Source organism: Caproiciproducens sp. MSJ-32, assembly GCF_018918055.1.
In the GTDB taxonomy this organism is placed as follows: Bacteria; Bacillota; Clostridia; order Clostridiales; family Clostridiaceae; genus Clostridium.
This window is the reverse complement of the sequence record NZ_JAHLPS010000104.1, coordinates 1-22,443: the sequence shown is the minus strand read 5'-3', so window position 1 is coordinate 22,443 and position 22,443 is coordinate 1. Positions and strand designations below refer to the sequence as shown.

Below are 22,443 nucleotides of genomic sequence, written 5' to 3'. Positions count from 1 at the left end.
CTTAATTTATTATTTATATTATTTCAATAATTTCTATCCTTTATTATAACATAAGAAATATATTTCTTATTATTACAAATGGACAATTGACAATGTACAATGAAAAGGGATTATCTATTGTCAATTGCCCATTACTGATATTACAAAATAAAGCACCCTTAAACTAGGGTGCTTTATTAAATAAATATTATTCTGCTATAGCTTCAACATCTACAGGGTAAATGCTTACTTTCTTCTTATTTCTACCCATTCTTTCGAATCTAACTATTCCGTCTTCTTTAGCAAAAAGAGTATCGTCTCCACCCTTACCTACGTTTAGACCTGGATGAATCTTTGTTCCTCTTTGTCTAACTAAAATATTTCCAGCTAAAACAAATTCTCCGTCAGCAGCTTTAGCTCCTAATCTTTTAGCTTCAGAATCTCTACCGTTCTTTGTGCTACCGCCCCCTTTTTTGTGAGCGAATAATTGAAGGTTCATTATTAACATACTAGTACACCTCCTCTTTAACCAATCTTATATATTCAGCATCTTGTTTTTTCCCAAAATTTAATTTTATAGATTCTATCACACTTTCAATACTTTTTTCAAAAGTCAAAAGTAAAAGCTGACATTTATCTATATCTTCGGATTTAAGATTTGAAATATTTAAGTATAAATATCCATCTCTCATTTCATAATTGGTCTTAATTCCTAGGACTTCCTCTATTCCTATAACTACACTTTGTGATAGTACAGAAACAGAATTGCATATTAAATCATACAGTCCAGAACTTTTTTTCATTTCTGCTTGAGATAAAGCATGACCAGATATCTTAAATCCAACCGTTGAATTTTCTTTTTTTAAAATTTCTATCTTAATCATAGTAATTAAGCTTCAATCTTTTCAATTACTAATTTAGTATATGGTTGTCTGTGTCCGTTCTTTCTTCTATAATCCTTCTTTGGCTTATATTTGAAAACTATAATTTTCTTAGCTTTGCCTTGAGCAAGAACTTTAGCAACAACCTTAGCTCCTTCTACAAGTGGTGCACCAACTTTTAAAGATTCACCATTAGAAACAGCTAATACATCTGTTAATTCAACTGTTGAGTCAACTTCAGCGTTAAGTTTTTCTACGAAGATTACATCTCCTTCCTTAACTCTGTATTGTTTTCCTCCAGTAGCTACTACTGCGTACATTAAAACACCTCCTCTATTTACGGTCTCGCCAACCAAGGTACAAAGTTCGAAACTTTGTTTATAAAAAACCTCTTATGTGCGGTTTAACATCTGATATTGTACCACAATATTATGTTGCTTGTAAAGAAAATTTATTCATATTTTTCTATTTCATTAATTTTATATATTTTTAAGTTTTCTTTTTGATTATTAAATATTATTGGCTCAACTTTATATCCTTCAATTCCATCAACAAAATTTAAATATATTTCTTTATCTAAGCCATCAATATTTTTCAAAAAGTTAAAAATATCTCCCCTGACTATCTCTTCATAATTTCTATCTAATTCTATATAAAAGGAAGTTATGGAACTTTCCTCTAGTGATTTAATTATCTTATTTCTAATTAAATTTTCTATATAGGATATTTTTAAAACATATCCTTCACTATTACACCTCTTGCAAGGCTCTTCTAAATATTCATAAATAGACTTTCCTCTTCTTTTTCTAGAAATTTGAACTAAATCCAAGTCTGTGAAAGGAAAAATTTTAACATTACCTTTATCTTCCTTTAAAGCCTCCTTTAAAACATTCATAACTTCAACCTTCTGAGAAAAATCTCTCATTGCTATAAAATCTACTATTATTATTCCTGCGAGATTTCTTAATAATATCTGCTTTCCTATTTCCCTTGCAGCTTCTATATTAGTTTCCATTATTGTTTTATTAAAATTATTTCCTTTTATATTTTTAGCGCTATTAACATCTATTACATACATAGCTTCAGTTTTATCTATTATTATATTTCCACCACAATTTAAGGAAACTTTTTTATGTCTTAACTTTAAAATTTCCTTTTCTATATCATATAGGTCAAATAAACTTCTTAAACCATCATATTTTTCTATTTCTATATTATTATATTTTTCAACTAGGTTCTTAATTTCTATATAATCAGCTTCATTATTTAGAATAATTTTACATTCATTATTTAAATTTTCCTTTATAACTTTATTCAATATTATATTTTCTCCATAAACCTTCCCTAGTTTTAAACTATAATTTAATTTTTTTATAATGTTTTCCATTTCAAAAAGCAGTTCTTCCTTTTCTAAAAGAAGAGCTTCTTCGCTAGCATGAACAGCTTCTGTTCTTACTGTTATTCCATATCCCTCAATATCTTTTAAAACACTTTTAATTCTTCCTTTTTCTTCTTCACTGTTAATTCTTTTTGAAAAATTTATTCCTTTTCCTCCTAAGGTTAACACCAAGTATCTTCCTGGAATACTAATATTTTTACTAACCTTTGCTCCCTTATTATTAACTGGTTCCTTAATTATCTCAACTAACAGTTCATCACCTTTTTTAATTCCTTCCTTGATTAGATCCTTACTATAATACATATAAGCTTCCTTATTTAAACCAATATCAATAAATATAGAATTTATTGCAGGGATTATATTTTTAACCCTTCCCTTATATATTTCCCCTATATTAGGCTCTTCATTTATTTCTTCAACAAAACATCTATTTAATTTTCCTTTATCCTTTATTCCAATTCTTAATAAATTATTATTTCTCTCAACAAAAATTTCTCTCATAAGCTCACTTCCTAAATTTTATATTTTGTAAGCAAAATCTTTAAAGCTCTTCGTACTTTAAATATTCTAGCACAGTAAAATTTAATTAACAATTGACTATTATAAAGAAGAAAAAGCCTGCCTAAATTTTATAAGCAGACTTTTCTATTTATTTATCTTCTTAATATATTCAATAATTGAAATATTTCCATAAATTTTAAGGGCTTCTATCAATTCGTCTTCATTTAGAATATAAATTAAATGAAGATCATCATCTAAAATGTAAAAAGTATTAAATTTATTTCTATCTACCAAAGATAAAACATTAATTAGACCTTGGTTATAATAAACTGATATTGTTTTATTTTCTATATACTTATTTTTAAGAAGCCTTTTTCTCTTTTTTATAATATTTCCCATAGTTATATACATATAGGTTTTTCTCTCTAGTTGAGTAATATAAAAAATTATTAATGCTGCAATAAGCATAGTAAAGTTTATTTTCTTAAACCAATAGTATATGTATATATCCGTTAATACAAAAACTATAGCAATTATATAGCTTGTATAAATTATTATCTTTTGAGATTTTTTATAAATATATTTTTTTGATAGTATAATTTCAAATATTCTGGAACCATCTAATGGATAAGCAGGTAATAAATTAAAAAATGCTAAGCCTATATTTAATCTTGCACTTATAATTAAAAACTCCCAAGGGTAAATCCTATAAAGCAAATAAAATAATAAGGCAGCAACTATATTTAAAATAACCCCAGCTAAATATACTAATATCTTTTCATTATCCTTCAATGCATCAATATCTGAAAGTTCAGCTTTTACACCAAAAATATGAACTTCTAAATTATGAAATTTACATCCAAATTTTAATGCAATAAGCATATGAGCAACTTCATGTAATAATACCCATAAAAGTGCAAATAGTAATTCATTATTACTGATACAGGCTAATAGAATTAATATTATTTCCGCTACTATTTTTTTTGTATCTTTTTTCATCTATATCTCCCTAAAAATTGCTCTTTCTCTAACAATCACCTTCTATTATTCATTATTTGTCTATAATAATTTTAATCTGTATCTCTTTGTATATTGAGAGCCTCTATAACTTCTCTATACTTTTCCTGGAAAACTTCTCCAAGTTTATCTGTATCTATTCCTATTTTATCTAAATAGTTATCAATAACTTTATGGTCATAAGTTCTATTTATTTCTTTTTTTATAAGGGTATAAATATTCTTAGCTTCAGGACTTGGAATTATTTTTAGTGAAACTAATCCTGTAAGCAAAATTAAAGCTATTACTGATTTTATAGTAAGCTTTTCAAAAAAAGTAATAGATTTTTTATCATTTTTTAATGAAGAATAAATTGGAGTTTTATAACTATACCCATAATTATTTCTTCTTTTAGGATATATATCTCCTTTTTTATTTTTTCTTTCTGTATTTTGGGCTATTTTAACTCTTACTCGTTCTTTCAGTTTATTATAATATTCATTATATTCATTTGCATATTTAATCAAGCTATCACCTCATTTCTCAATACTGTATTTATATTTTTTTACTTTATATTTTATGCTATATGGACTCCAAATTATTGATTCTGTAATAAAAAAAAGAGTGATATACAAAATTTTGCATATCACTCTCAAATATTAAAATCTAATCTTCTTTCTTCTCATTCCCACATTTATTGCTAATCCTATTGACATTACAGTAGTTAATAGTGATGTTCCTCCGTAACTTATTAATGGAAGAGTTATACCTGTAATAGGCACTAAGCCAATATTCATACCAATATTCTGAAGTATTGCAAATAATAAATAAGATACTAATCCTACACAAATAATTGAACCGAAAGTATCCTTTGCCGTTCTTGCTATTGCAATCATTCTATAAATAAGTATTCCATATAATGAAAGTAAAAATAAACAGCCTACAAGCCCCCATTGTTCTCCAATACTTGAAAATATAAAATCTGTTTGTACTTCTGGAACATATTGAGCTGCATATCCTACTATACTCTCTTTAGATTTCGAGCCCTGAAGTCCAAGAATTCCGCCATTTCCAATACTTATCAATGCATGTCTTAATTGATATCCAGATTCAGACATATCAGCTTCTGGATTTAAGAAAGAAGTTAATCTTTTCTTTTGATATGTATGTATTATATCTAAATTAAAAACTAACACTATACCTATAGCTAAAGCAGAAAATCCAACAATAAAGAACCTAATATCAAGACCTGCTATAAAAAAAATACCAACAACAATAAAAAATAATACCATTGTCATTCCCATATCAGGCTGAATTACTATAAAAATGGCAGGAATTATTGAATAAAAAGCCATAGTTAAAAAGTTCTTCCATTCATTAATACTTCCATTCATATCTTCTAAAGTTTTACCAAGCATCATAATAGTTGCTATCTTGGCTACCTCTGATGCTTGAAAAGATAAGGGTCCTAATCTTATCCATCCTCTAGCTCCATTTATATCTGTACCTATAAACATAGTTATAATCAAAAGAAATATTGATCCCCAATAAAATATAGGAGTATATGCCTTTAACAAGGTATAATCTATGGCAATAACAAAATATAATGCTACTAGAGTTACTACAAACCATATTGACTGTCTAATTAAAAACAAGTTTCCGTATTCCGCATGACTTGCTAAATATATATTTATTATTCCAAAAATCATCAAGGTGATTACAGAAAATAGAATCGGCTTATCTATTTCTTTTAAAAGTTTAAAATTTAATTTAAATTGTGATAACATAACTCACCTCCATTAGTAACCTAAAGTCTATTATATATAATATTTTAACTAATTAAAATAACTTTAATAAAATATTAATTAATATTTTATTTCCATTTACATCATTCAAATAATCATTGATTTCAACTAAAAAAAAGAAGATGCTATCTAACAAAAGTTGATAAACATCTTGTCATAAATTTAGTATTTAATTAGATTTTCAAAAGCAAAAAAGTCATATTACATTATTACTTTAGTTATTTCACATTTTTAATCGGAATATTAGCAACTAATGCTGGACTATTTCCATCTATAGTTTCAGGTTTACTTACTGCTATTTCAACATCATCAGAATTTATTTCTATATATTTAGATATTACTTCTAAAATTTCAGTTTTTATTTTTTCTAGGGTTTCATGAGGTAAATCCCCTCTATCGTGAATAAGTATTAATTTTAATCTATCCTTAGCAACCTCTTTAGGCGTTGGTTTATTTGAAAATCTTCTAAAAAAATCCACCTTCACTTCCCCCTTTTAACGTTTAAATATCTTTTTCAATACTGCAAAGAAACCTTCACCACCTGCATTTAAATCTAATAGTGGTACTTTTTCCCCTGTTATTCTTCTTGCAATATTTTTAAATGCTTGTCCTGCTAATGCTTTTTCATCAAGTACTATTGGTTCTCCTTTATTAGTTGAAATAGTAATATTTTTATCATCTGGTACAACTCCTAAAAGCTCAACTGATAAAGTTTCTATTATATCAGAAACATCTAGCATATCTCCCTTTTGAGCCATTTCATAATTCAACCTATTAACTATTACCGCATGATCTTCTAATCCCTTTGCGTCAAGTTTTCCAATAACTCTATCAGCATCTCTTACTGATGTTATTTCTGGATTTACAACTACTATTGCCTTATCAGCTCCTATAACTGAATTTTCAAAACCTTGTTCTATTCCAGCAGGACAATCTATTAAAACATAATCAAAATCTTCTTTTAGCTCATTAACTAATTTAAGCATATCTTGTGGTCTAACATCATCCTTATCCTTTGTTTGAGCTGTAGGCAATAGGAAAAGATTTTGATATCTTTTATCTTTTATTAAAGCCTGCTTAAGCCTACACCTATTTTCAAAAACATCTGTTATAGTATAAACTATTCTATTTTCAAGTCCCATTAATACATCTAAATTCCTTAAACCAGTATCTCCATCAACAACTACTACTCTTTTTCCTAAAGCTGCTAATGCTGTACCTAAATTGGCTGTTGTTGTTGTTTTTCCAACTCCACCTTTACCTGACGTAATTACTATAGAAACTCCCATTTTATTCTCCCTCCAACGCTAAATATATTTCTTTGGTAAATAAGGTTCAACTACTATAGTATCCCCCTTAATTTTTGCTAATTCCGGATATGATGGTTTAACCCCATCTTCTGGTGCCCTTGTTAAAATATCTGCTATTTGAAGTATTTCTGGCTGTAAGTTGATTGCTGAAACAATAGCCTTTCTATTTCCTCCAACACCTGCATATACATGCCCTTTAACACTTCCTAAAACAACAATATTACCACCTGCATATACTTCTGCTCCATTGTTAACATCTCCAATAATCACTATATTGCCATGGTATTTAACAAGCTGTCCGCCTCTTATAGTTTTCTTTATAAATTTTGTTTTTCCTTCATATACACCATTAAAAATTTTACTTTCTTCTTTTTCTGCTGCTAATTCTTCAAAGATGCATTCCCTTATTTGTATTTCTTCAAATAAAAGGTCCTTCAATTTCTCAATTTGAGCTTCACTAAAGCTTTTCAAGTTAGAAATTATATTAATAGTAGCGCCCTTATAAAAACTTTTCCCTGAGGATAACTTACTTAATAAAACTTCTAACATCTCATCAAAATTTACAAACTTATCTATATAAATTTTGGCATTAATTCCATCCTTAGTGCCTTTTATCTGAATCCTATCATCCTTCATTGGCTTCCCTCCACCAATTCTAAATAAATATTGCTTTATATTCTTGAATATAATTATACTCTTCAATTATATCACATAACAACATTTTTTTACATATTTTATAATTAAATTATATAAAAGTATATCAATCCTAAAATTTTAATTTATTTAGACATAGTTTTAAATTTAATAAAATTATTCATTATAATCTGCATTTTAAGTTAAAAAGTGCTACGTATTTCTTATATACGTAGCACTTTTAATTTTATTGTTGATTTTCTGTTGTCATGTCTGTATTTTGATTTTCTAGTTTTATAGAATCATTTTTATTATCTTTTAATGGTGATTCTAAAACATACTTTCTAAAAGATTCTGATTTTGAAGCATAGTTTGGATCAATTTTCAATAATTCTTCCTTAAAATATGCTTCATAAATTGCCTTATGAATGGTAGCAGCTTCACTACCCTTACTTCCATCATAAATTGTTGAAAAAATTGCTATTTGTGGATTATCAAGGGGTGCCATACTTATATAATTACCGTAAGCTTTTCTGCCTTGTTTTTGATACACAGCATCATCATTTGCAAAGTCTGCAGTACCTGTTTTTCCTCCAACTTTAATAGGAAAATTTGCAAAAGATTGATAAGCAACCCCATTACTTGGGCTTGTATTAACTCTGTACATCCCCTCTTTAACAAGAGCTAAATAACTTTCTGGTATGTCTATTTTATCTACAACTTCCGGCTTAAATTCCTTAATAACTTCTCCAGTAGGTGATGTTATTTTATCAACTAAGGTTACTTTATGTCTAACTCCACCACTAGCTAAAGTAGCAACATAATTTGCCATTTGTAATGGAGTAAAGTTATTCATCCCTTGCCCAATAGCACTATTTACAATCTGAGCTTCATTTTTAATATCAAAAGCCAAAGTAAAAACTAAATATTCCGAAATTGTAAGGGATATCTCCTCTGCTTCCTCATTAATATCCACATTGCTTTTCTCTGAAACTGATTTTAAGTTTTCCTTAAATTCATCAGAAACTTCCATTATCCTTTTTATATATGGAAGTAAATCTGCAGAAATTACTTCAGTATCTGTAATTTCTTCATCAGTTCCAACCTTTTGTAAAATCTCTTTAATTTTTGATTTTAATTCTATTTTTGCTTCTCTAAGCTCATCAGAATCATTATCATTATCTTCTATATTTAAAGGAATAAAACTATGATTTATAAAATATCCAGACTTTAATCCAGCTACTAATGTGTATAAAGGCGTATCAATAACTTGCTTTTTCCAAGATTGAAAATTATAAACCTGACCGAAATTTTCTTCAATTTGAACTCCAGTAGATGGATTTTCTGTACCAAATTCAGCTCCTAACCCAAACTTATAAGCATATTTTGCCAAATTATTTAGATCCTCTATTTGGCCACCATTATTTTTCCATAATCTATATCCCATCTCATAGAAAAATACGTTTGAAGAAACTTCTAAGGCTTTTCTTACATCTGTAGGTCCATTAGCAGCACCTTGAAAGTTTCTAAGGACTATCCCTGTTTTATCCCAAGTACCACTAGAATCATTTATATATTCATAAGGAGATACTACTCCTTCCATTAAAGATGCTATCGCCGTAAGAGGCTTAAAGGTTGAACCAGGAGGCAGTAATCCTTGAGTAGCATAATTAAAGAATGGCTTTGGGTATACGTCTATATTATCATATCTTTTCCCGGTCACTTCATCTATAGGAAACAGTTCATCAAGATTTCCAGTTGCACCAGTTCTTTGCATATACTCTTTTGCAAAACTTTCTATATCTGGATCAAAATATGTTTGATACTGTTCATCTGTTAATCTGCCTGGTATAGAAAATATATTTGGGTCATAAGTTGGATAACTAACCATTGCAATTACCCTGCCAGTATTTACTTCAATAGCTACTACAGCCCCTCTTGTTGCATTAGAAGAAATTCCTTGACGCATTATACGTTCCATAGTATCCTTCATAGCTTGCTCAGCTGCATATTGAACATCTTTATTTATAGTTAAATGAACATTATTTCCTGGATAAGAATCTAGCTTAAATAATTCTTCTGTAATCTTACCCTTTGAATTTACCTTTACTGTTCCACCGCCTTTAGTGCCTCTTAATTGGTCTTCAAAGGCAGCTTCAATTCCTGAAACACCAATTAAATCTGTAGAAGCATCATAACCTCTTAATTCATAATTTTCTTCATTTGAGCTATTTATTTTTGATAAATATCCTAGAACTGCAGAGGCTAAATTATTATAAGGATAAAATCTTATAGGTTCAATAACTACATCTATTCCTGGTAAATTGTTTGATTTTTGATATATTATAAAAGCAGTATCTTTTTTTATATTAGTTGCTATATCTACAGATCTAGCCCCTTGAAAACTAGATATTTTTATAGCATCCTTTACTACCACATAACTTCTTATTTTCTCTACGGAATATCCATTTTCTATTAACTCATTGAAAATTTCTTTTCCTGATTTTTCTTCATAACTTTCCATTTTTTCATTATAATCGTCTAATCTCGCTTCGTAAGCTTCATCACTTTCGCCTTCTTCTTTAATAGGCTTTTTATTTACCACTTCTTCCAAGTTATATAATTTTACTAATTCATAGAAAGTTTCTTCTGCTGATATTTTTAAAAGTTCATTATTAACTTCTTCGGTTTGCTTATCTGTTAAATCTTCCTTGTTATCAGGAAATAATTCTTTTTCAATTTTTTCATTTAATCCTCTATCTCTTTTAAATCTAATTTCAAGAAGTTTTTTAGTATCTAAATCATCTGTTTTAAAATCAAAATAAAACTTTCCGCTGCTATCTATTTTTAAAAGTAAATCATCTTCAACTTCCTCATTATTATCAGCTAAGATTTGAAAAACTTCATCCATTGTTGAATAAAAATCTTCACTGTCATCACTAGGTTTAGTATAAGTCAAGGTATAGGTTTGAATATTAGTCGCCAAAACATTACCCTCACTATCATAAATCTTTCCTCTTGGAGCCTTTTCCGATATGAATCTAGTTGATCCTACATCTGCCTTTTCTTTATATTCTGCATGCTTATAAACTTGAATATATAAAAGCTTTAAAACAATAGCTGAGAAAAGTAGTCCCATTATAATATTTAAAACAGTGTATCTTGAAATCTTCTTTTTCTTTTTAGGTTTATTTACTATCATTTAAACCTCCAATTAATCTTCTCATATTCATTATTACAAAGCTTAAAAATATAATTATATCCAAAAAACATAAACACACTGCTATATAGAGCGGAATATATTCCTATTTTTATATCTATGGTTTTTCCTAAAAGCTTAAAAATAATATATATAGCAAATACTTTCAATATATAGATAAATATAGATGATATTACAGGTATTAATCTTTTTTCTCTATAAATATTTTCTCCTATAATAGCTGCTAAAAGACAAAGAAATAAATTTATAAGGCTATTTATTCCAAAAAGATTGTAAAAATATATATCTTGTAAAATTCCTGTAAAAGTTCCTATGAAAACAGCTTCTTTTCTACCATTTATTATAGAATAAGCCAAAGCAAAAATAAAAAGCAGCTTCGGATATGAACCATTGATAGCTAAAAATGGCATAAGTGCATTATCTAGAATTAATAGTAGAATTGAAATTAAAATAATAACCCTCTTTTTCATTTTATTAACCTCTAATTTTCATATTTTATATCTCTCGTTTCCTTAGGAACAACAGCAAAAATTTCTTCTAGCTTATTAAAATCCACATATGGTCTTACTATAGCTTTTTTCATAACTTTAACTTCATCAGTTTCAACTGAAATAACTTCTCCAATTCTAATTTCTTTAGGATATATTTGTCCAAGGCCTGATGTTAGGATAACATCACCTTCTTTTATTTCTGAATTTATTGGTAGATTTGTAACTACGGCTAAATTTTCACTATTGTAATTCTTGTAACCACTTAAAATTCCTGTAGTTTCCCTTGTACTTTCTACCATTACTGCTACTGAAATATTTTCGCTTATTAAACTTTCAACAATTGCCCAATTTGTTCCTACACTTGTTATTTTGCCAACTAATCCCTTATTTGAAATAACGGCCATATCCTTTGCAAGTCCATCTTTTTCTCCCTTATCTATAATGTATCCTTTTGAAAAACTTTCTCCACTATAGCCAATTATTTCACTACCTATATAGTCATACTTATTTTTTGAATTTGAAAAGTTTAAAATTTCTCTTAGTCTATCATTTTCTTCTTTTAGCTTATTATATTCTATTAATTTATTTTTCAAGTCAATATTCTCTTTTGTTAATTTCTTATTTTCCTCTTTCACTTCTGAAAAATTAAGAAAAAAATCTACCGTTGTTTTTAATCTATTATTCATATTATGAAGCACTTTTTGTAGGGGATTGGTTAAAGTTGCTACACCACTTGAAGCAGCATCTTTTTGACTGCTATTAGATGTATATATTATTAAACCTAAAAATGTAACTGACAGCACTATAATAGTAACTGCCAGTTTATTTTTAAAGAACTTCATTTTTATACTCTTTGGCTCCTACTTAATTCATCAAAGTCATCTAATGCCTTACCTACTCCTAAAGCTACGCAATCAAGTGGTGATTCTGCTATATGAACAGGCATATTAGTTTCTTTATTTATTAACATATCTAATCCCCTAAGAAGAGCTCCACCGCCAGCTAACATTATTCCCTTTTCCATTATGTCTGCTGATAATTCTGGTGGTGTTTTTTCAAGAGTTGTTTTAATAGCTTCGATTATTGCATAAACCGGCTCCTTTAAAGCTTCTCTAACTTGATCTTCTGAAATAGTAACTGTCTTTGGAAGACCTGTTATCATATCTCTACCCTTAATTTCCATACTTCTTTCTTCCTCATCTACTTTATAAGCGGAACCTAATTCCATTTTTACTTGTTCAGCGGTTCTTTCTCCCACCATTAAGTTAAATTCTTTCTTTATGTAATTAATAATTGATTGATCTAATTCATCCCCAGCAACTCTTAAAGATTTGCTTGTTACAATTCCTCCTAATGAAATTATTGCAACTTCTGTTGTACCTCCACCAATATCAACTATCATACTTCCTGTTGGTTCACCAACTGGTAATCCTGCTCCTATTGCTGCTGCCATTGGTTCTTCCATTAGAACAACATCTCTTGCTCCTGCAAATTTTGCTGCCTCTTCTATTGCTCTTCTTTCAACTTCTGTTACTCCTGATGGATAACAAACTATTATTCTTGGGCTTGTAAAAGAACTCTTGCTTGTTACCTTTTCAATAAATTTCTTAAGCATTGTTTGAGATATATCAAAATCTGCTATTACTCCATCCTTTAATGGTCTTATGGCAACTATATTTCCCGGAGTTCTACCTATCATTAATTTTGCTTCCGCTCCAACTGCTAAAGGCTTTCTTGTTGTAGTATTTATAGCAACAACTGAAGGTTCATTTAAAACTATACCTTTTCCCTTAACATATATTAAAGTATTTGCTGTACCTAAATCTATCCCCATGTCTTTATTTCTACTAAATAATCCCATCGTGAATTCCCCTTTCGCTTATATTATTCCTTTTTCTTTTAAGCTTATAAACTTCTTCTTTCCTACTATAATGTGATCCAAAAGATCAATTCCTATAATTTTGCTACATTCCTTTATTCTAATTGTAATGTTTATATCTTCCTTACTTGGAGTAGGATCTCCTGAAGGATGATTGTGACATATTATTATACTTGAACTGCTTTTCTTTAATGCTTCATTAAATATTTCCCTTGGATGAACTATTGAACTATTTAAACTTCCCTTAAAAACATCTTTTATTCCTAAAATATTGTTTTTAGTATCAAGCATTATTAATTTAAGAATTTCCTGTTTTAAATCACTCATCTCATTAATTAAAAGATTTGCTACATCCTTCGGAGAAGATATTCTTTGATTATTTTTTATTGCCCTAAGACTATTGAATCTCCTAAATAGTTCTCCCATAGCTAAGATTTGACTTGCTTTTATATTTTTTATTCCCTTTATTCTTTTTATATCACTAAGTCCTGTATTTAATAAACCATTTAGTCCCTCAAATTCTGAAAGTAATCTTGTACTTAAGGAAATAACATTTTCTCCTTTAGTACCAGTTCTTAAAATAACAGCAAGCAGTTCTGCATTATTTAATGCTTCTGGTCCATTTAAAAGCAACTTTTCTATTGGTCTTTCTTCTGCTGGAATATCTCTAATTTTAATATTATTATTCATAGCGTCTCCTCTAAAATAATAATTTATTTATTAGAAATATACCCATAAATTATATTATTTAACCTTGTTTAGCATTTTATTCAATAAATTTAATGGCATTCCTACAACATTATAGAAACATCCATTTATCTTTTCTACGAAGACGCCGCCATAACCTTGTATTCCATAGGCTCCAGCCTTATCAAGAGGCTCTCCTGTTTTTATGTACGAAATAATTTCTTCATCAGTTAAATCTGAAAACTTAACTTCAGTGCATAAAGATTCTTTTTCAAATTTATTATTTGAAGTATTATAAACTACTAATCCAGAATAAACTCTATGTACCTTGCCGCTTAATAACTTTAACATATTAAATGCATCATCTGCATCCTTAGGTTTTCCCAATATATTATTTTCTAAGGCAACAACGGTATCTCCAGAAATTATTATAGCATCTTCTTTTATTTTTTCTTTAACCTTTAAGGCCTTACCAGATGCTAAATCTATAACGTATTTTTCTATATCACCATTAAATAAAATTCCTGTTTCATCGAAATCACTTACAATAATATCAAAGTCCTTCACTATTCTTCTTAATAATTCTTGTCGTCTTGCTGAAGCTGAAGCTAAGATATACTTCACTTTTACCACATCCTATTTAATTAATAGACTGCTTTTAGTTTGTGTTTTTTAGCTTTTAATTATTAGCTAAAACAGTCATTAACACGCATCAAAAGCTACTTGTATCAATCTTTATATAGTTTAACATTATATAAGATTCCAAACAAGTAGCTTTTACCTTCTTTATTTAATTTTTATTAATTTGTAATATTTTTGGTATCAATATCCATGCTATTTTTTAATCTTGCTTAAAACATTATATAAATATACATTCTCTTCAGACATATTTTCTTTGTTTATTTTTTCAGGCATATTTTTTATATGTTCTTTATATTCTTTTAAAAGCTCTAAATACTTTCCTTCCTTAACTTCTTCCAATGTATTTATCCATTCTTTAAAATCATTAGTAGCAACTTCTTTTACTTCTGTTTTATAAGCAGTATTTAATATTTCTAAATGCCCTTCTATTATTGCTGCTAATTGATTTTCGTCTATATTACCTTCATCTAAAGTTACCTTAAATTTAGCATTTTCAATATTCTTTCCATTTAACATACTTATAACTTCAGAACTTTGCTTTTCTCCTGTTATAGCTCCAATAACCTTAAATTTTTCCGCTTCATCCTTAACTATAAAAGCGTTAAAGTCACTCTTAATTTTACTTAAAATAAGATTTGCATTTTCTTCTTTAGAAAAATACCCACATTGAATCAAATAAAAACTTTTTATATTAGAACTTTCACTAACTTCTGTATCATTACTAGTGTTTACTATAGGTTCTGTATCTAAATCAAAGGGTTCTGGCAAAAATTTCATTATTACCCAAGCCCCTGCAGCACCAATAGTTATTGCAATAACCGTAGTAATAAGTATTGATGAAAAAAACTTTATTCCTTCATTTTTCTTTTTATAATTATATTTTGTGTACTTCATTTTATCCTCCCCTTCTTTTTCTTACTAATATATATTCAGGAGAAGATAATAATATTCATTATGTAAAAAAGTGACAAGCACTTTTATTTAAGTTCTTTTAAAACTTCCTTTAAGTATTCCCAAACATTTTGAACTGATTTTATGCTCATATGCTCTTCTGGAGTATGAACATCAAATAAATCTGGTCCAAAACTAATCATATCTAAGCCGCCTAACTTTTCATTAAATAGTCCACATTCTACTCCTGCATGAATTGCAACTATATTTCCATCTTTTCCATACATTCTCTTATAAACATCTAAACATAATTCCCTAAGCTTAGAATCTGGATTATACTCCCAACCAGGATAATTTGCAGTTGTTTCAAACTTGCAGCCAATAATTTCTGCAATAGTTTTGCTTCTTATTACTATTTCTTCCTTTAAAGACTCTACTGAACTTCTTATAGCACTATCATAATGAACTTTATTATTTTCTGTTCTTACAACTCCTAAGTTAGTTGAGCTTTGTACTAAATCCTTTATTGTAGGACTCTTTGTATCTATACCATTAGGAATTAAATATAATAAATTAATGGCCTTTTCAGTTGAATCCTTTGTAAATACTCGACTTATTTCTTCCTTAACTTCAGAAATTTTAACTTTTACTCCTGGGTCTTGAACCTTTAATTCATTAAAGAATATTTCCTGCCACTTATTTGCTAGTTTCTCTAATTTCTCTACTTCACTTTCTTTTATTACTATTAAAGCATCAGCTTCTCTTGGAATTGCATTATCCTTTGAACCACCATTAAGGGAAACTAATCTAAAATCAACTTCAGATAATAAATTTTTTAGAACTCTTCCTAATAATTTATTAGAATTTCCTCTTTCCTTTATTATATCCATTCCTGAATGGCCACCCTTTAAGCCACTAATTGAAATATCTACTAAGGACGTATTATCAGCCCTATCTTCTAACTCAGCAGAAAGTTCAAATTTGCTTCTAATTCCTCCGGAACAGCTTACTAAAAAGTCTCCTTCCTCTTCATTATCTAAATTAATTAATAACTTACCTTTTAAATGCTCCCTTGAAACAGCCATAGCTCCAGACATTCCTGTTTCTTCATCTGTAGTTAATAATATTTCTAATGGTGGATGAGGAATATCTGTAGAATCTAATAGTGCTAAAGCATAAGCTACTGCTATACCATTATCTGCCCCAAGAGTTGTATCGGTAGCATAAATCATATCATCTATTATTCTAAGCTTTATAGGATCTTTCTCAAAATCATGATCTACACCTTTGTTCTTTTCACAAACCATATCCATATGACCTTGAATTATAACAGTAGGAGAATTTTCATATCCTTTAGTTCCCGGTTTTTTTATAATAACATTTAGAGCCTCATCTTGTATTACTTCTAAATTTAATTTCTTTGCTACACCAACTAAGTAATCACTTATTTGTTTCTCATTTCCTGAACCTCTAGGTATTTGAGATATTTCTTCAAAATATTCAAACACTTTCTTAGGTTCTAGATTTTTTAAAACTTTCATATTTCTTTCTCCTTTTCTTACTAATTTATGCTAAAATTATAATATAAAAATAGTATAACACAAGTAAAAAAGTGTAGTACACTTTTTTACAATTCAAAATTTATATTATTAGTGTACCCAATAACAATGAGTAATTATGAGAAAACTAATCCATAGATAAGATAAATAAAAGATATTAAAAGTATAACTTTATTTTGACTAAATTTAATTCTTAGCTGCGCACTAAAAAGTGTTAGCACTTTTTTTATATATTATTTTCAGAATATTCATTTAATTTGTTTGTGAGAGGTGACTTTTATGCAAAAAACAAAAATGATCTTTACTATTGGCCCAGCCAGTGATAAAGAAGAAATTATTAGAGAATTTATTAAAATAGGTATGAGTGCTGCTAGACTTAATTTTTCTCATGGTACTCATGAAACTCATAAAGAAAAAATTGATCTAATTAAAAAGATAAGAAATGAAATGAATTCCCCAACTGCAATCATATTAGATATTAAAGGCCCTAAAATAAGAACTCATAAATTTATAAATGACGGGGTTGAATTATTTGAGGGACAAGACTTTACTTTTATTTGCGATGATGAAATAATTGGTGATAATTCAAAATGCTCAGTTACTTATAAAGATCTTTATAAAGATGTCAATATTGGCGGTGAAATACTAGTAGATGATGGACTAATAAGATTTAAAATTAATGATATAGTTGACAGAAGTATTAAATGTAAAGTTACGGTAGGAGGAATAATTAAAAACAACAAGGGAGTAAACCTTCCGAATGCTAAAATAAGCCTTCCTTCCATTACCGAGAAGGACAAAGAGGATATAATATTTGGATGTAAAAATGAAGTTGATTTTATTGCTGCTTCCTTTGTTAGAAAGGCTTCAGATGTTTTAGATATTAGAAAGGTATTAGATGAAAACAGCGGAGAAAATATTAGAATAATATCTAAAATAGAAAATCAAGAAGGAGTAGATAACATAGATGACATTATAGAAGTTTCTGATGGGATTATGATAGCTAGAGGTGATATGGGAGTTGAAATACCTATAGAAAAAGTCCCTATAATTCAAAAGCAAATAATAAGAAAATGTAATGAAGCCGGAAAAATAGTAATAACTGCTACTCAAATGCTGGATTCAATGATAAGAAATTCAATTCCAACAAGGGCAGAAGCCTGTGATATATGTAATGCAATTTTTGATGGAACAGATGCAATAATGTTAAGCGGTGAAAGTGCAAGCGGCTTATATCCTATAGAAGCAGCTAAGACCATGTCTAAAATAGCTTTGGAAACTGAAGCTAACTTAGATTATATTTACTTAAATAAACGACTTAAGGAACCTTCTTTAACTTCTTTTTCTGAGGCAATAAGTTATTCAGCTTGTAGAACTTCTAATCTATTAAATGCAAAGGTAATAGTTGCTGCAACAAATAGCGGGACTACAGCAAAGCTTATATCAAAATATAGACCTAAATGTCCTATTATAGCTATAACCCCTCATGATGAAGTAAGACGATGCTTAAACTTGAACTTTGGTGTATTCCCTACCTTCTGCCAAATATTTAATAGTACTGATGAAATACTAAGAGAAGCTAAAAAGGTTGCTGAAAATCTATCCTTTGCTCGAAAAGGTGATGATATTGTAGTTGCTGCTGGAATAGCTAATTCAGAATCAGGTGGAACTAATATGCTTAAAGTTTATAAACTTTAAGTAATGGAAAATCTACAATATATTATAAATAAAAGACTGCTGACAGAGTCAGCAGTCTTTTATTTGAAATCTAATAACTGAAAACTAAGCTCAGTCCTCCACACTCCAAACTTCACACTATTTAAACAAATTCCCAAAAAGGTCTCCTAATGAAACTCCTTCATCTGCATCATTATATTGTAAGTATTCCTTAGATTTTTCGTCAGCATCTTTTATTGATAATGATATTTTTTTATCTTCCTTATTTATATCTAATACTTTAACTTTTACTTTTTGTCCTAATGTTAAAAGGTCTGACGGTTTAGCTATATTTTCATCTGTAATTTCATGAAGATGCACTAAACCTTCTACTCCTGGGAATAATTCAACAAAGGCTCCAAAGTTTAAGAATTTAACAACAATACCTTCTACTATATCCCCGGCCTTTATTTTATTTACTTCTGTTATCCATGGATCTTTATTTACATCTTTTAAAATTAAAGAAATTCTTTCCTTTTTTGCATCTACTTCTCCAACAAAAACTTCTACTTTATCTCCTAGCTTTACCACATCTTCAACTCTTTTCACTCTTCCCCAAGCTAAATCATTTATATGAATTAAGCCAGTTATTCCTCCAAGATCAACTATTGCTCCAGCTTTTAATATTTTTACAACTATACCGCTTCTTTTTTCTCCTGCTTTAATATTTGCCCAAAGTTCTTTCTTTTTTATTTCATATAATGTATCTTCAATAACTTTTCTAGAGGCTACTACTTTTTTATTTCTTAAGTCTAATTCTATTATTTTGACTTCTATTTCCTTACCTATTAGTGAAGATAGTTCTATTCTTTCTCTTGAAGCTAAAGAAGCAGGAATAAACACTCTTATATTTCCATAATAAGCAGCTAAACCACCTTTTACTTCCTCTTTAACATATACTTTAATATTTTCTCCTTTTTTAAAAGCCTCTTTCAACTCTTCTCTTTCTGTAATCTCTAAGGCCTTATTTCTTGATAGCTGAACATAACCTTCCCCATCATGTGGTGATAATACATATACTTTAATTTTATCTCCTTTTTTTACAACTTCTAGTGGATTTTTATCTGTATCTGTTAAATCTTCTTTTGCTATAATTCCATCAAAAGCATAATCAATGTTAACAATTACTTCTTTATCATTAACCTCAATTACAACTCCTTCTAAAATATCCCCTGTATGTATTCTCTTTACATCAAAATCCTTTAGTAAATCCTCCATTGTTTGTTCTCTAATTTCATTTTCCATATTCTTCACTCCTCTTATACACGTTAAACTTTCTTGTTAAATATTATTTTTTATATAAATTATCTTGTAAAAACTAATTCTTTTTCATTCGATAATTCTTCATTATATTCATATTCTTCTAAATTAAATTTCTTTATATCTTCTATATCGTTGATTTCATTTTGTATTATATATCTAGTCATTAAACCTCTTGCTCTTTTAGCATTTATAGTTATTATTTTGTACTCCTCTCCTCTTAATTCCTTAAAAACAGGAGTTATAACCTTTATTTCCTTATTCTTTTCTATACCTTCAATGGATTTATAGTACTCCTTAGAAGCTAAATTTATAAGCAATTTACTACTACTCTTTTTTACTTCTTCTGCAATAGTTTCTTCTAAAGTTTTCCCCCAGTATTCATAAAGATTCTTTTTACCTTCTATAGCTAGTTTTGTACCCATTTCTAATCTATATTCATTAACACCATCAAAAGGTCTTAAAACTCCATATAGGCCTGATAGTATTCTAAGATGATCATTGGCATAAAATAATTCGGCATCAGTAAAGCTTAAAGGATCCATGCCTCTAAATACTTCTCCTCTAAAAGCTAACAAGGCTTGCTTAGCACCATCTAAGGTAGTTGTCCACTTTTCATTTCTTTCCTCAGTCAATTTTGCTAATTTTGTACTAATTTTCATTAACTTTTCTAAGGAAGAACTATTATATTTCAACAGCTCCTTCATTATTTCCTTTGATCTATTTAAGAAGTTAGGACTAGTCATAGGTAAATTTTCATATTTCTTTTCAAAATCTAAAGTTTTTGCTGGAGATATGACTATTATCATGTTAATCTCCTCCTTAGTTAAGCCTCTATATATTTTTATTTTTCTTTAACTCATTATAGCAATAATTAATTATATCGCTTCTTTTTATTATTCCAATAAATATTCCTTCGTCATCAACTACTGGAACAAAATTTTGATTTGTAGCTAAAGAAATCAAGCTTTCTACGTTTGAATTAATTGATACACTTTTGTGCTTTATTCTTCTAGGTATATCAGTAACTCTCACATTTTCTGTATTTTTAAAATTTAATTCTGGTGTATTTTTTAGTTTCCAAAGTAAATCACCTTCAGTTAAAGTTCCTACGTATTTCCCTTCCTTATCTATTAAAGGAATTGCTGTATATCCATGATGCTCCATTCTTTCTATAACTTGTCTCATTGTTGCATCTAAATATTCATATATAACCTCATTTTTAGGCGTTAAAAAAAATGCAATATTCATATATTCATCTTCTCCTATAAATTATTTAACTAGGTCATATATATTTTAACATATTTAAAAATATAATAGTTTAAAATATTATTATATTAACATATTATTAAGTTTCATTATTGCTTTTTTTACCTTATCACAATAATTAATATATTCAATTTCATCTAAGAAAGAATAATTTTCCTTATATATTTCATCATTACTAAAAGTCCTTTTTATTATAAGCTCATTTAAAATTTTATTTTTACACTTAGGGCATGTCCCTAGAGATACAAATCTCCATCTTAATGGAATCAACTCATATTCAAGTTCTAAGGAAATTTTACATTTTGGACATTTTTGACTTACCTTAGTTTTATCTATTGTATACTCATTTAAATTCTTAATTTCCAAGGCTGGCATATTATATATATCCTTAATCATATAATTCCTGACTGCTCTAGAATTATAAATTCTCTTAAAAACAAAAGATGTATAAATTGCATCATTTAAGGCATCATGTAATTTTGCAGCATCAACTTTTATTTTTAATTCATCTAAGGCATGTTTTAAACTTAATGCTTTCTTTTTTCCCAATATTTTAGTTGAATATTCTTGAATATCAAGATATAAAGCCAGCCAACTTAAATCCTCATATTTATGATATATTGCATTATTTATTATTTCGATAATATCATCTTTAGCCCAAGAACAAATTATATCCCCTTCATCAATAAGCTCCTTTAATCCATCCATCCCTTCTCTAAAGCTTATACCTTGTTCTAAATCTTCCTCTTGTATGTTTGTAATTTCTGATATTTTAGGATTTAATACTTTTATAACTGAAGGCTTTATATATGCTTTATATTCTTTAATAGGCTGCATATAGTTATCTAACTTTATTGCACCTATTTCTATAATTTCATTATCAAGTTCAACTTCCTTTAGTTCTGGATTTTCATCGAATATATTGGGCCTATATTTTTTTATATCTTCTAAATTATTAAATTCTAAATCAATTATTATGAAAGCCATAGTCAATACCCCTCAAAATTTAATTCCTAGGTATATTATGCCATTATTTTTAGTATTTTTCATTATATTTGCAAATATTTCTGAAAAATTGATTATCTTTCATTAAATCGAGTAGGAGCTGAATAATTATTTTATTCAGCGTCCTCTCACACCACCGTGCGTACCGTTCGGTACACGGCGGTTCAATAGAAATTAATGTACAAATGAATAAATTTCAGCTATTGACACCAAACCTATTTCTTTGAGGTATTTATTGGTTAGTGCTCTGGATAATATAGGGCTGTTGGATATTCTCCAATAGCCTTTTCTTGTGTTTGCATATTCCCACGCTTTGTTAT

The 22,443-nt window shown here is 28.4% G+C and carries 23 protein-coding genes and 1 pseudogene; 1 reads left to right on the top strand and 23 read right to left on the bottom strand.

Going from position 1 to position 22,443, the window contains the following annotated elements; all coding sequences use genetic code 11:
- Positions 1-187: 187 nt before the first annotated feature.
- The 18 genes from rpmA to KQI16_RS11180 form a co-directional block, all read right to left on the bottom strand.
- Positions 188-487 carry a 50S ribosomal protein L27 gene (gene rpmA, locus KQI16_RS11265; RefSeq protein WP_216434521.1) on the bottom strand — a complete coding sequence of 100 codons (300 nt, stop codon included), beginning with the start codon at positions 485-487 and terminating at the stop codon, positions 188-190.
- Between the two features lies 1 nt (position 488).
- On the bottom strand, positions 489-863 hold the full coding sequence (locus KQI16_RS11260; RefSeq protein ID WP_216434519.1) for a ribosomal-processing cysteine protease Prp: 375 nt from the start codon (positions 861-863) through the stop codon (positions 489-491).
- 5 nt (positions 864-868) lie between these two features.
- Entirely contained in the window at positions 869-1,180 is a 312-nt protein-coding gene (rplU, locus tag KQI16_RS11255) for a 50S ribosomal protein L21 (RefSeq protein WP_216434517.1), read from the bottom strand.
- A gap of 131 nt (positions 1,181-1,311) precedes the next feature.
- Positions 1,312-2,760, bottom strand: a complete 1,449-nt coding sequence (locus tag KQI16_RS11250) for a ribonuclease E/G (RefSeq protein WP_216434515.1) — start codon at positions 2,758-2,760, stop codon at positions 1,312-1,314.
- 144 nt (positions 2,761-2,904) lie between these two features.
- A complete protein-coding gene (locus tag KQI16_RS11245) occupies positions 2,905-3,759 on the bottom strand; it encodes a site-2 protease family protein (protein WP_216434513.1) in 855 nt (284 codons plus the stop codon).
- Between the two features lie 71 nt (positions 3,760-3,830).
- Positions 3,831-4,283: a hypothetical protein gene (locus tag KQI16_RS11240; RefSeq protein WP_216434511.1), complete on the bottom strand. Its 453-nt coding sequence runs from the start codon at positions 4,281-4,283 to the stop codon at positions 3,831-3,833.
- Between the two features lie 132 nt (positions 4,284-4,415).
- A complete protein-coding gene (gene rodA / locus KQI16_RS11235) occupies positions 4,416-5,543 on the bottom strand; it encodes a rod shape-determining protein RodA (protein WP_216434509.1) in 1,128 nt (375 codons plus the stop codon).
- A gap of 236 nt (positions 5,544-5,779) precedes the next feature.
- A complete protein-coding gene (gene minE / locus KQI16_RS11230; protein WP_216434507.1) occupies positions 5,780-6,040 on the bottom strand; it encodes a cell division topological specificity factor MinE in 261 nt (86 codons plus the stop codon).
- A gap of 15 nt (positions 6,041-6,055) precedes the next feature.
- The gene (gene minD / locus KQI16_RS11225) at positions 6,056-6,850 is read right to left on the bottom strand and encodes a septum site-determining protein MinD (RefSeq protein WP_216434505.1); all 795 of its coding nucleotides are present in this window, start codon (positions 6,848-6,850) and stop codon (positions 6,056-6,058) included.
- Between the two features lie 18 nt (positions 6,851-6,868).
- Complete coding sequence (gene minC, locus KQI16_RS11220; protein ID WP_216434504.1) at positions 6,869-7,507, bottom strand: septum site-determining protein MinC; 639 nt, start codon at positions 7,505-7,507, stop codon at positions 6,869-6,871.
- 244 nt (positions 7,508-7,751) lie between these two features.
- Positions 7,752-10,706 carry a penicillin-binding transpeptidase domain-containing protein gene (locus KQI16_RS11215; protein WP_216434502.1) on the bottom strand — a complete coding sequence of 985 codons (2,955 nt, stop codon included), beginning with the start codon at positions 10,704-10,706 and terminating at the stop codon, positions 7,752-7,754.
- On the bottom strand, positions 10,703-11,194 hold the full coding sequence (gene mreD / locus KQI16_RS11210; RefSeq protein ID WP_216434500.1) for a rod shape-determining protein MreD: 492 nt from the start codon (positions 11,192-11,194) through the stop codon (positions 10,703-10,705). Before mreD ends, KQI16_RS11215 begins: the two co-directional genes overlap by 4 nt.
- Positions 11,195-11,205: 11 nt before the next feature.
- Complete coding sequence (mreC, locus tag KQI16_RS11205; protein ID WP_216434498.1) at positions 11,206-12,057, bottom strand: rod shape-determining protein MreC; 852 nt, start codon at positions 12,055-12,057, stop codon at positions 11,206-11,208.
- Positions 12,058-12,059: 2 nt separating this feature from the next.
- Positions 12,060-13,076: a rod shape-determining protein gene (locus KQI16_RS11200; protein ID WP_216434496.1), complete on the bottom strand. Its 1,017-nt coding sequence runs from the start codon at positions 13,074-13,076 to the stop codon at positions 12,060-12,062.
- An 18-nt stretch (positions 13,077-13,094) separates the two neighbouring features.
- The gene (gene radC, locus KQI16_RS11195) at positions 13,095-13,784 is read right to left on the bottom strand and encodes a RadC family protein (protein ID WP_216434494.1); all 690 of its coding nucleotides are present in this window, start codon (positions 13,782-13,784) and stop codon (positions 13,095-13,097) included.
- A gap of 54 nt (positions 13,785-13,838) precedes the next feature.
- Entirely contained in the window at positions 13,839-14,405 is a 567-nt protein-coding gene (locus KQI16_RS11190; protein ID WP_216434492.1) for a Maf-like protein, read from the bottom strand.
- A 210-nt stretch (positions 14,406-14,615) separates the two neighbouring features.
- The gene (locus KQI16_RS11185; RefSeq protein ID WP_216434490.1) at positions 14,616-15,317 is read right to left on the bottom strand and encodes an SPOR domain-containing protein; all 702 of its coding nucleotides are present in this window, start codon (positions 15,315-15,317) and stop codon (positions 14,616-14,618) included.
- A gap of 83 nt (positions 15,318-15,400) precedes the next feature.
- The gene (locus tag KQI16_RS11180; protein WP_216434488.1) at positions 15,401-16,855 is read right to left on the bottom strand and encodes an aminoacyl-histidine dipeptidase; all 1,455 of its coding nucleotides are present in this window, start codon (positions 16,853-16,855) and stop codon (positions 15,401-15,403) included.
- A gap of 297 nt (positions 16,856-17,152) precedes the next feature.
- Here KQI16_RS11180 and pyk point away from each other — a divergent pair, with 297 nt between their 5' ends.
- Positions 17,153-18,571, top strand: coding sequence for a pyruvate kinase (gene pyk / locus KQI16_RS11175; protein WP_216434487.1), 1,419 nt, complete (start codon positions 17,153-17,155; stop codon positions 18,569-18,571).
- A 117-nt stretch (positions 18,572-18,688) separates the two neighbouring features.
- Here pyk and rpsA read toward each other — a convergent pair whose 3' ends face one another.
- The 5 genes and pseudogenes from rpsA to KQI16_RS13125 form a co-directional block, all read right to left on the bottom strand.
- A complete protein-coding gene (gene rpsA / locus KQI16_RS11170; RefSeq protein WP_216434485.1) occupies positions 18,689-19,834 on the bottom strand; it encodes a 30S ribosomal protein S1 in 1,146 nt (381 codons plus the stop codon).
- Between the two features lie 59 nt (positions 19,835-19,893).
- Positions 19,894-20,658, bottom strand: a complete 765-nt coding sequence (yaaA, locus tag KQI16_RS11165) for a peroxide stress protein YaaA (RefSeq protein ID WP_216434483.1) — start codon at positions 20,656-20,658, stop codon at positions 19,894-19,896.
- Positions 20,659-20,683: 25 nt separating this feature from the next.
- Positions 20,684-21,100 (bottom strand): CBS domain-containing protein, encoded by a 417-nt coding sequence (locus KQI16_RS11160; RefSeq protein WP_119866142.1) that lies wholly within the window; start codon positions 21,098-21,100, stop codon positions 20,684-20,686.
- 81 nt (positions 21,101-21,181) lie between these two features.
- Positions 21,182-22,105, bottom strand: a complete 924-nt coding sequence (locus KQI16_RS11155) for a 3'-5' exonuclease (protein WP_216434481.1) — start codon at positions 22,103-22,105, stop codon at positions 21,182-21,184.
- Positions 22,106-22,297: 192 nt separating this feature from the next.
- Positions 22,298-22,443 (bottom strand): annotated as a pseudogene (locus KQI16_RS13125) (group II intron reverse transcriptase/maturase); the annotation flags it as partial.

Coding starts and splice junctions, on each gene's coding strand:
- rpmA (WP_216434521.1), bottom strand. CDS start 487: ATGTTAATAATGAACCTTCAATTATTCGCTCACAAAAAAGGGGGCGGT.
- KQI16_RS11260 (WP_216434519.1), bottom strand. CDS start 863: ATGATTAAGATAGAAATTTTAAAAAAAGAAAATTCAACGGTTGGATTT.
- rplU (WP_216434517.1), bottom strand. CDS start 1,180: ATGTACGCAGTAGTAGCTACTGGAGGAAAACAATACAGAGTTAAGGAA.
- KQI16_RS11250 (WP_216434515.1), bottom strand. CDS start 2,760: ATGAGAGAAATTTTTGTTGAGAGAAATAATAATTTATTAAGAATTGGA.
- KQI16_RS11245 (WP_216434513.1), bottom strand. CDS start 3,759: ATGAAAAAAGATACAAAAAAAATAGTAGCGGAAATAATATTAATTCTA.
- rodA (WP_216434509.1), bottom strand. CDS start 5,543: ATGTTATCACAATTTAAATTAAATTTTAAACTTTTAAAAGAAATAGAT.
- minD (WP_216434505.1), bottom strand. CDS start 6,850: ATGGGAGTTTCTATAGTAATTACGTCAGGTAAAGGTGGAGTTGGAAAA.
- minC (WP_216434504.1), bottom strand. CDS start 7,507: ATGAAGGATGATAGGATTCAGATAAAAGGCACTAAGGATGGAATTAAT.
- KQI16_RS11215 (WP_216434502.1), bottom strand. CDS start 10,706: ATGATAGTAAATAAACCTAAAAAGAAAAAGAAGATTTCAAGATACACT.
- mreD (WP_216434500.1), bottom strand. CDS start 11,194: ATGAAAAAGAGGGTTATTATTTTAATTTCAATTCTACTATTAATTCTA.
- mreC (WP_216434498.1), bottom strand. CDS start 12,057: ATGAAGTTCTTTAAAAATAAACTGGCAGTTACTATTATAGTGCTGTCA.
- KQI16_RS11200 (WP_216434496.1), bottom strand. CDS start 13,076: ATGGGATTATTTAGTAGAAATAAAGACATGGGGATAGATTTAGGTACA.
- radC (WP_216434494.1), bottom strand. CDS start 13,784: ATGAATAATAATATTAAAATTAGAGATATTCCAGCAGAAGAAAGACCA.
- KQI16_RS11185 (WP_216434490.1), bottom strand. CDS start 15,317: ATGAAGTACACAAAATATAATTATAAAAAGAAAAATGAAGGAATAAAG.
- KQI16_RS11180 (WP_216434488.1), bottom strand. CDS start 16,855: ATGAAAGTTTTAAAAAATCTAGAACCTAAGAAAGTGTTTGAATATTTT.
- pyk (WP_216434487.1), top strand. CDS start 17,153: ATGCAAAAAACAAAAATGATCTTTACTATTGGCCCAGCCAGTGATAAA.
- rpsA (WP_216434485.1), bottom strand. CDS start 19,834: ATGGAAAATGAAATTAGAGAACAAACAATGGAGGATTTACTAAAGGAT.
- yaaA (WP_216434483.1), bottom strand. CDS start 20,658: ATGATAATAGTCATATCTCCAGCAAAAACTTTAGATTTTGAAAAGAAA.
- KQI16_RS11160 (WP_119866142.1), bottom strand. CDS start 21,100: ATGAATATTGCATTTTTTTTAACGCCTAAAAATGAGGTTATATATGAA.
- KQI16_RS11155 (WP_216434481.1), bottom strand. CDS start 22,105: ATGGCTTTCATAATAATTGATTTAGAATTTAATAATTTAGAAGATATA.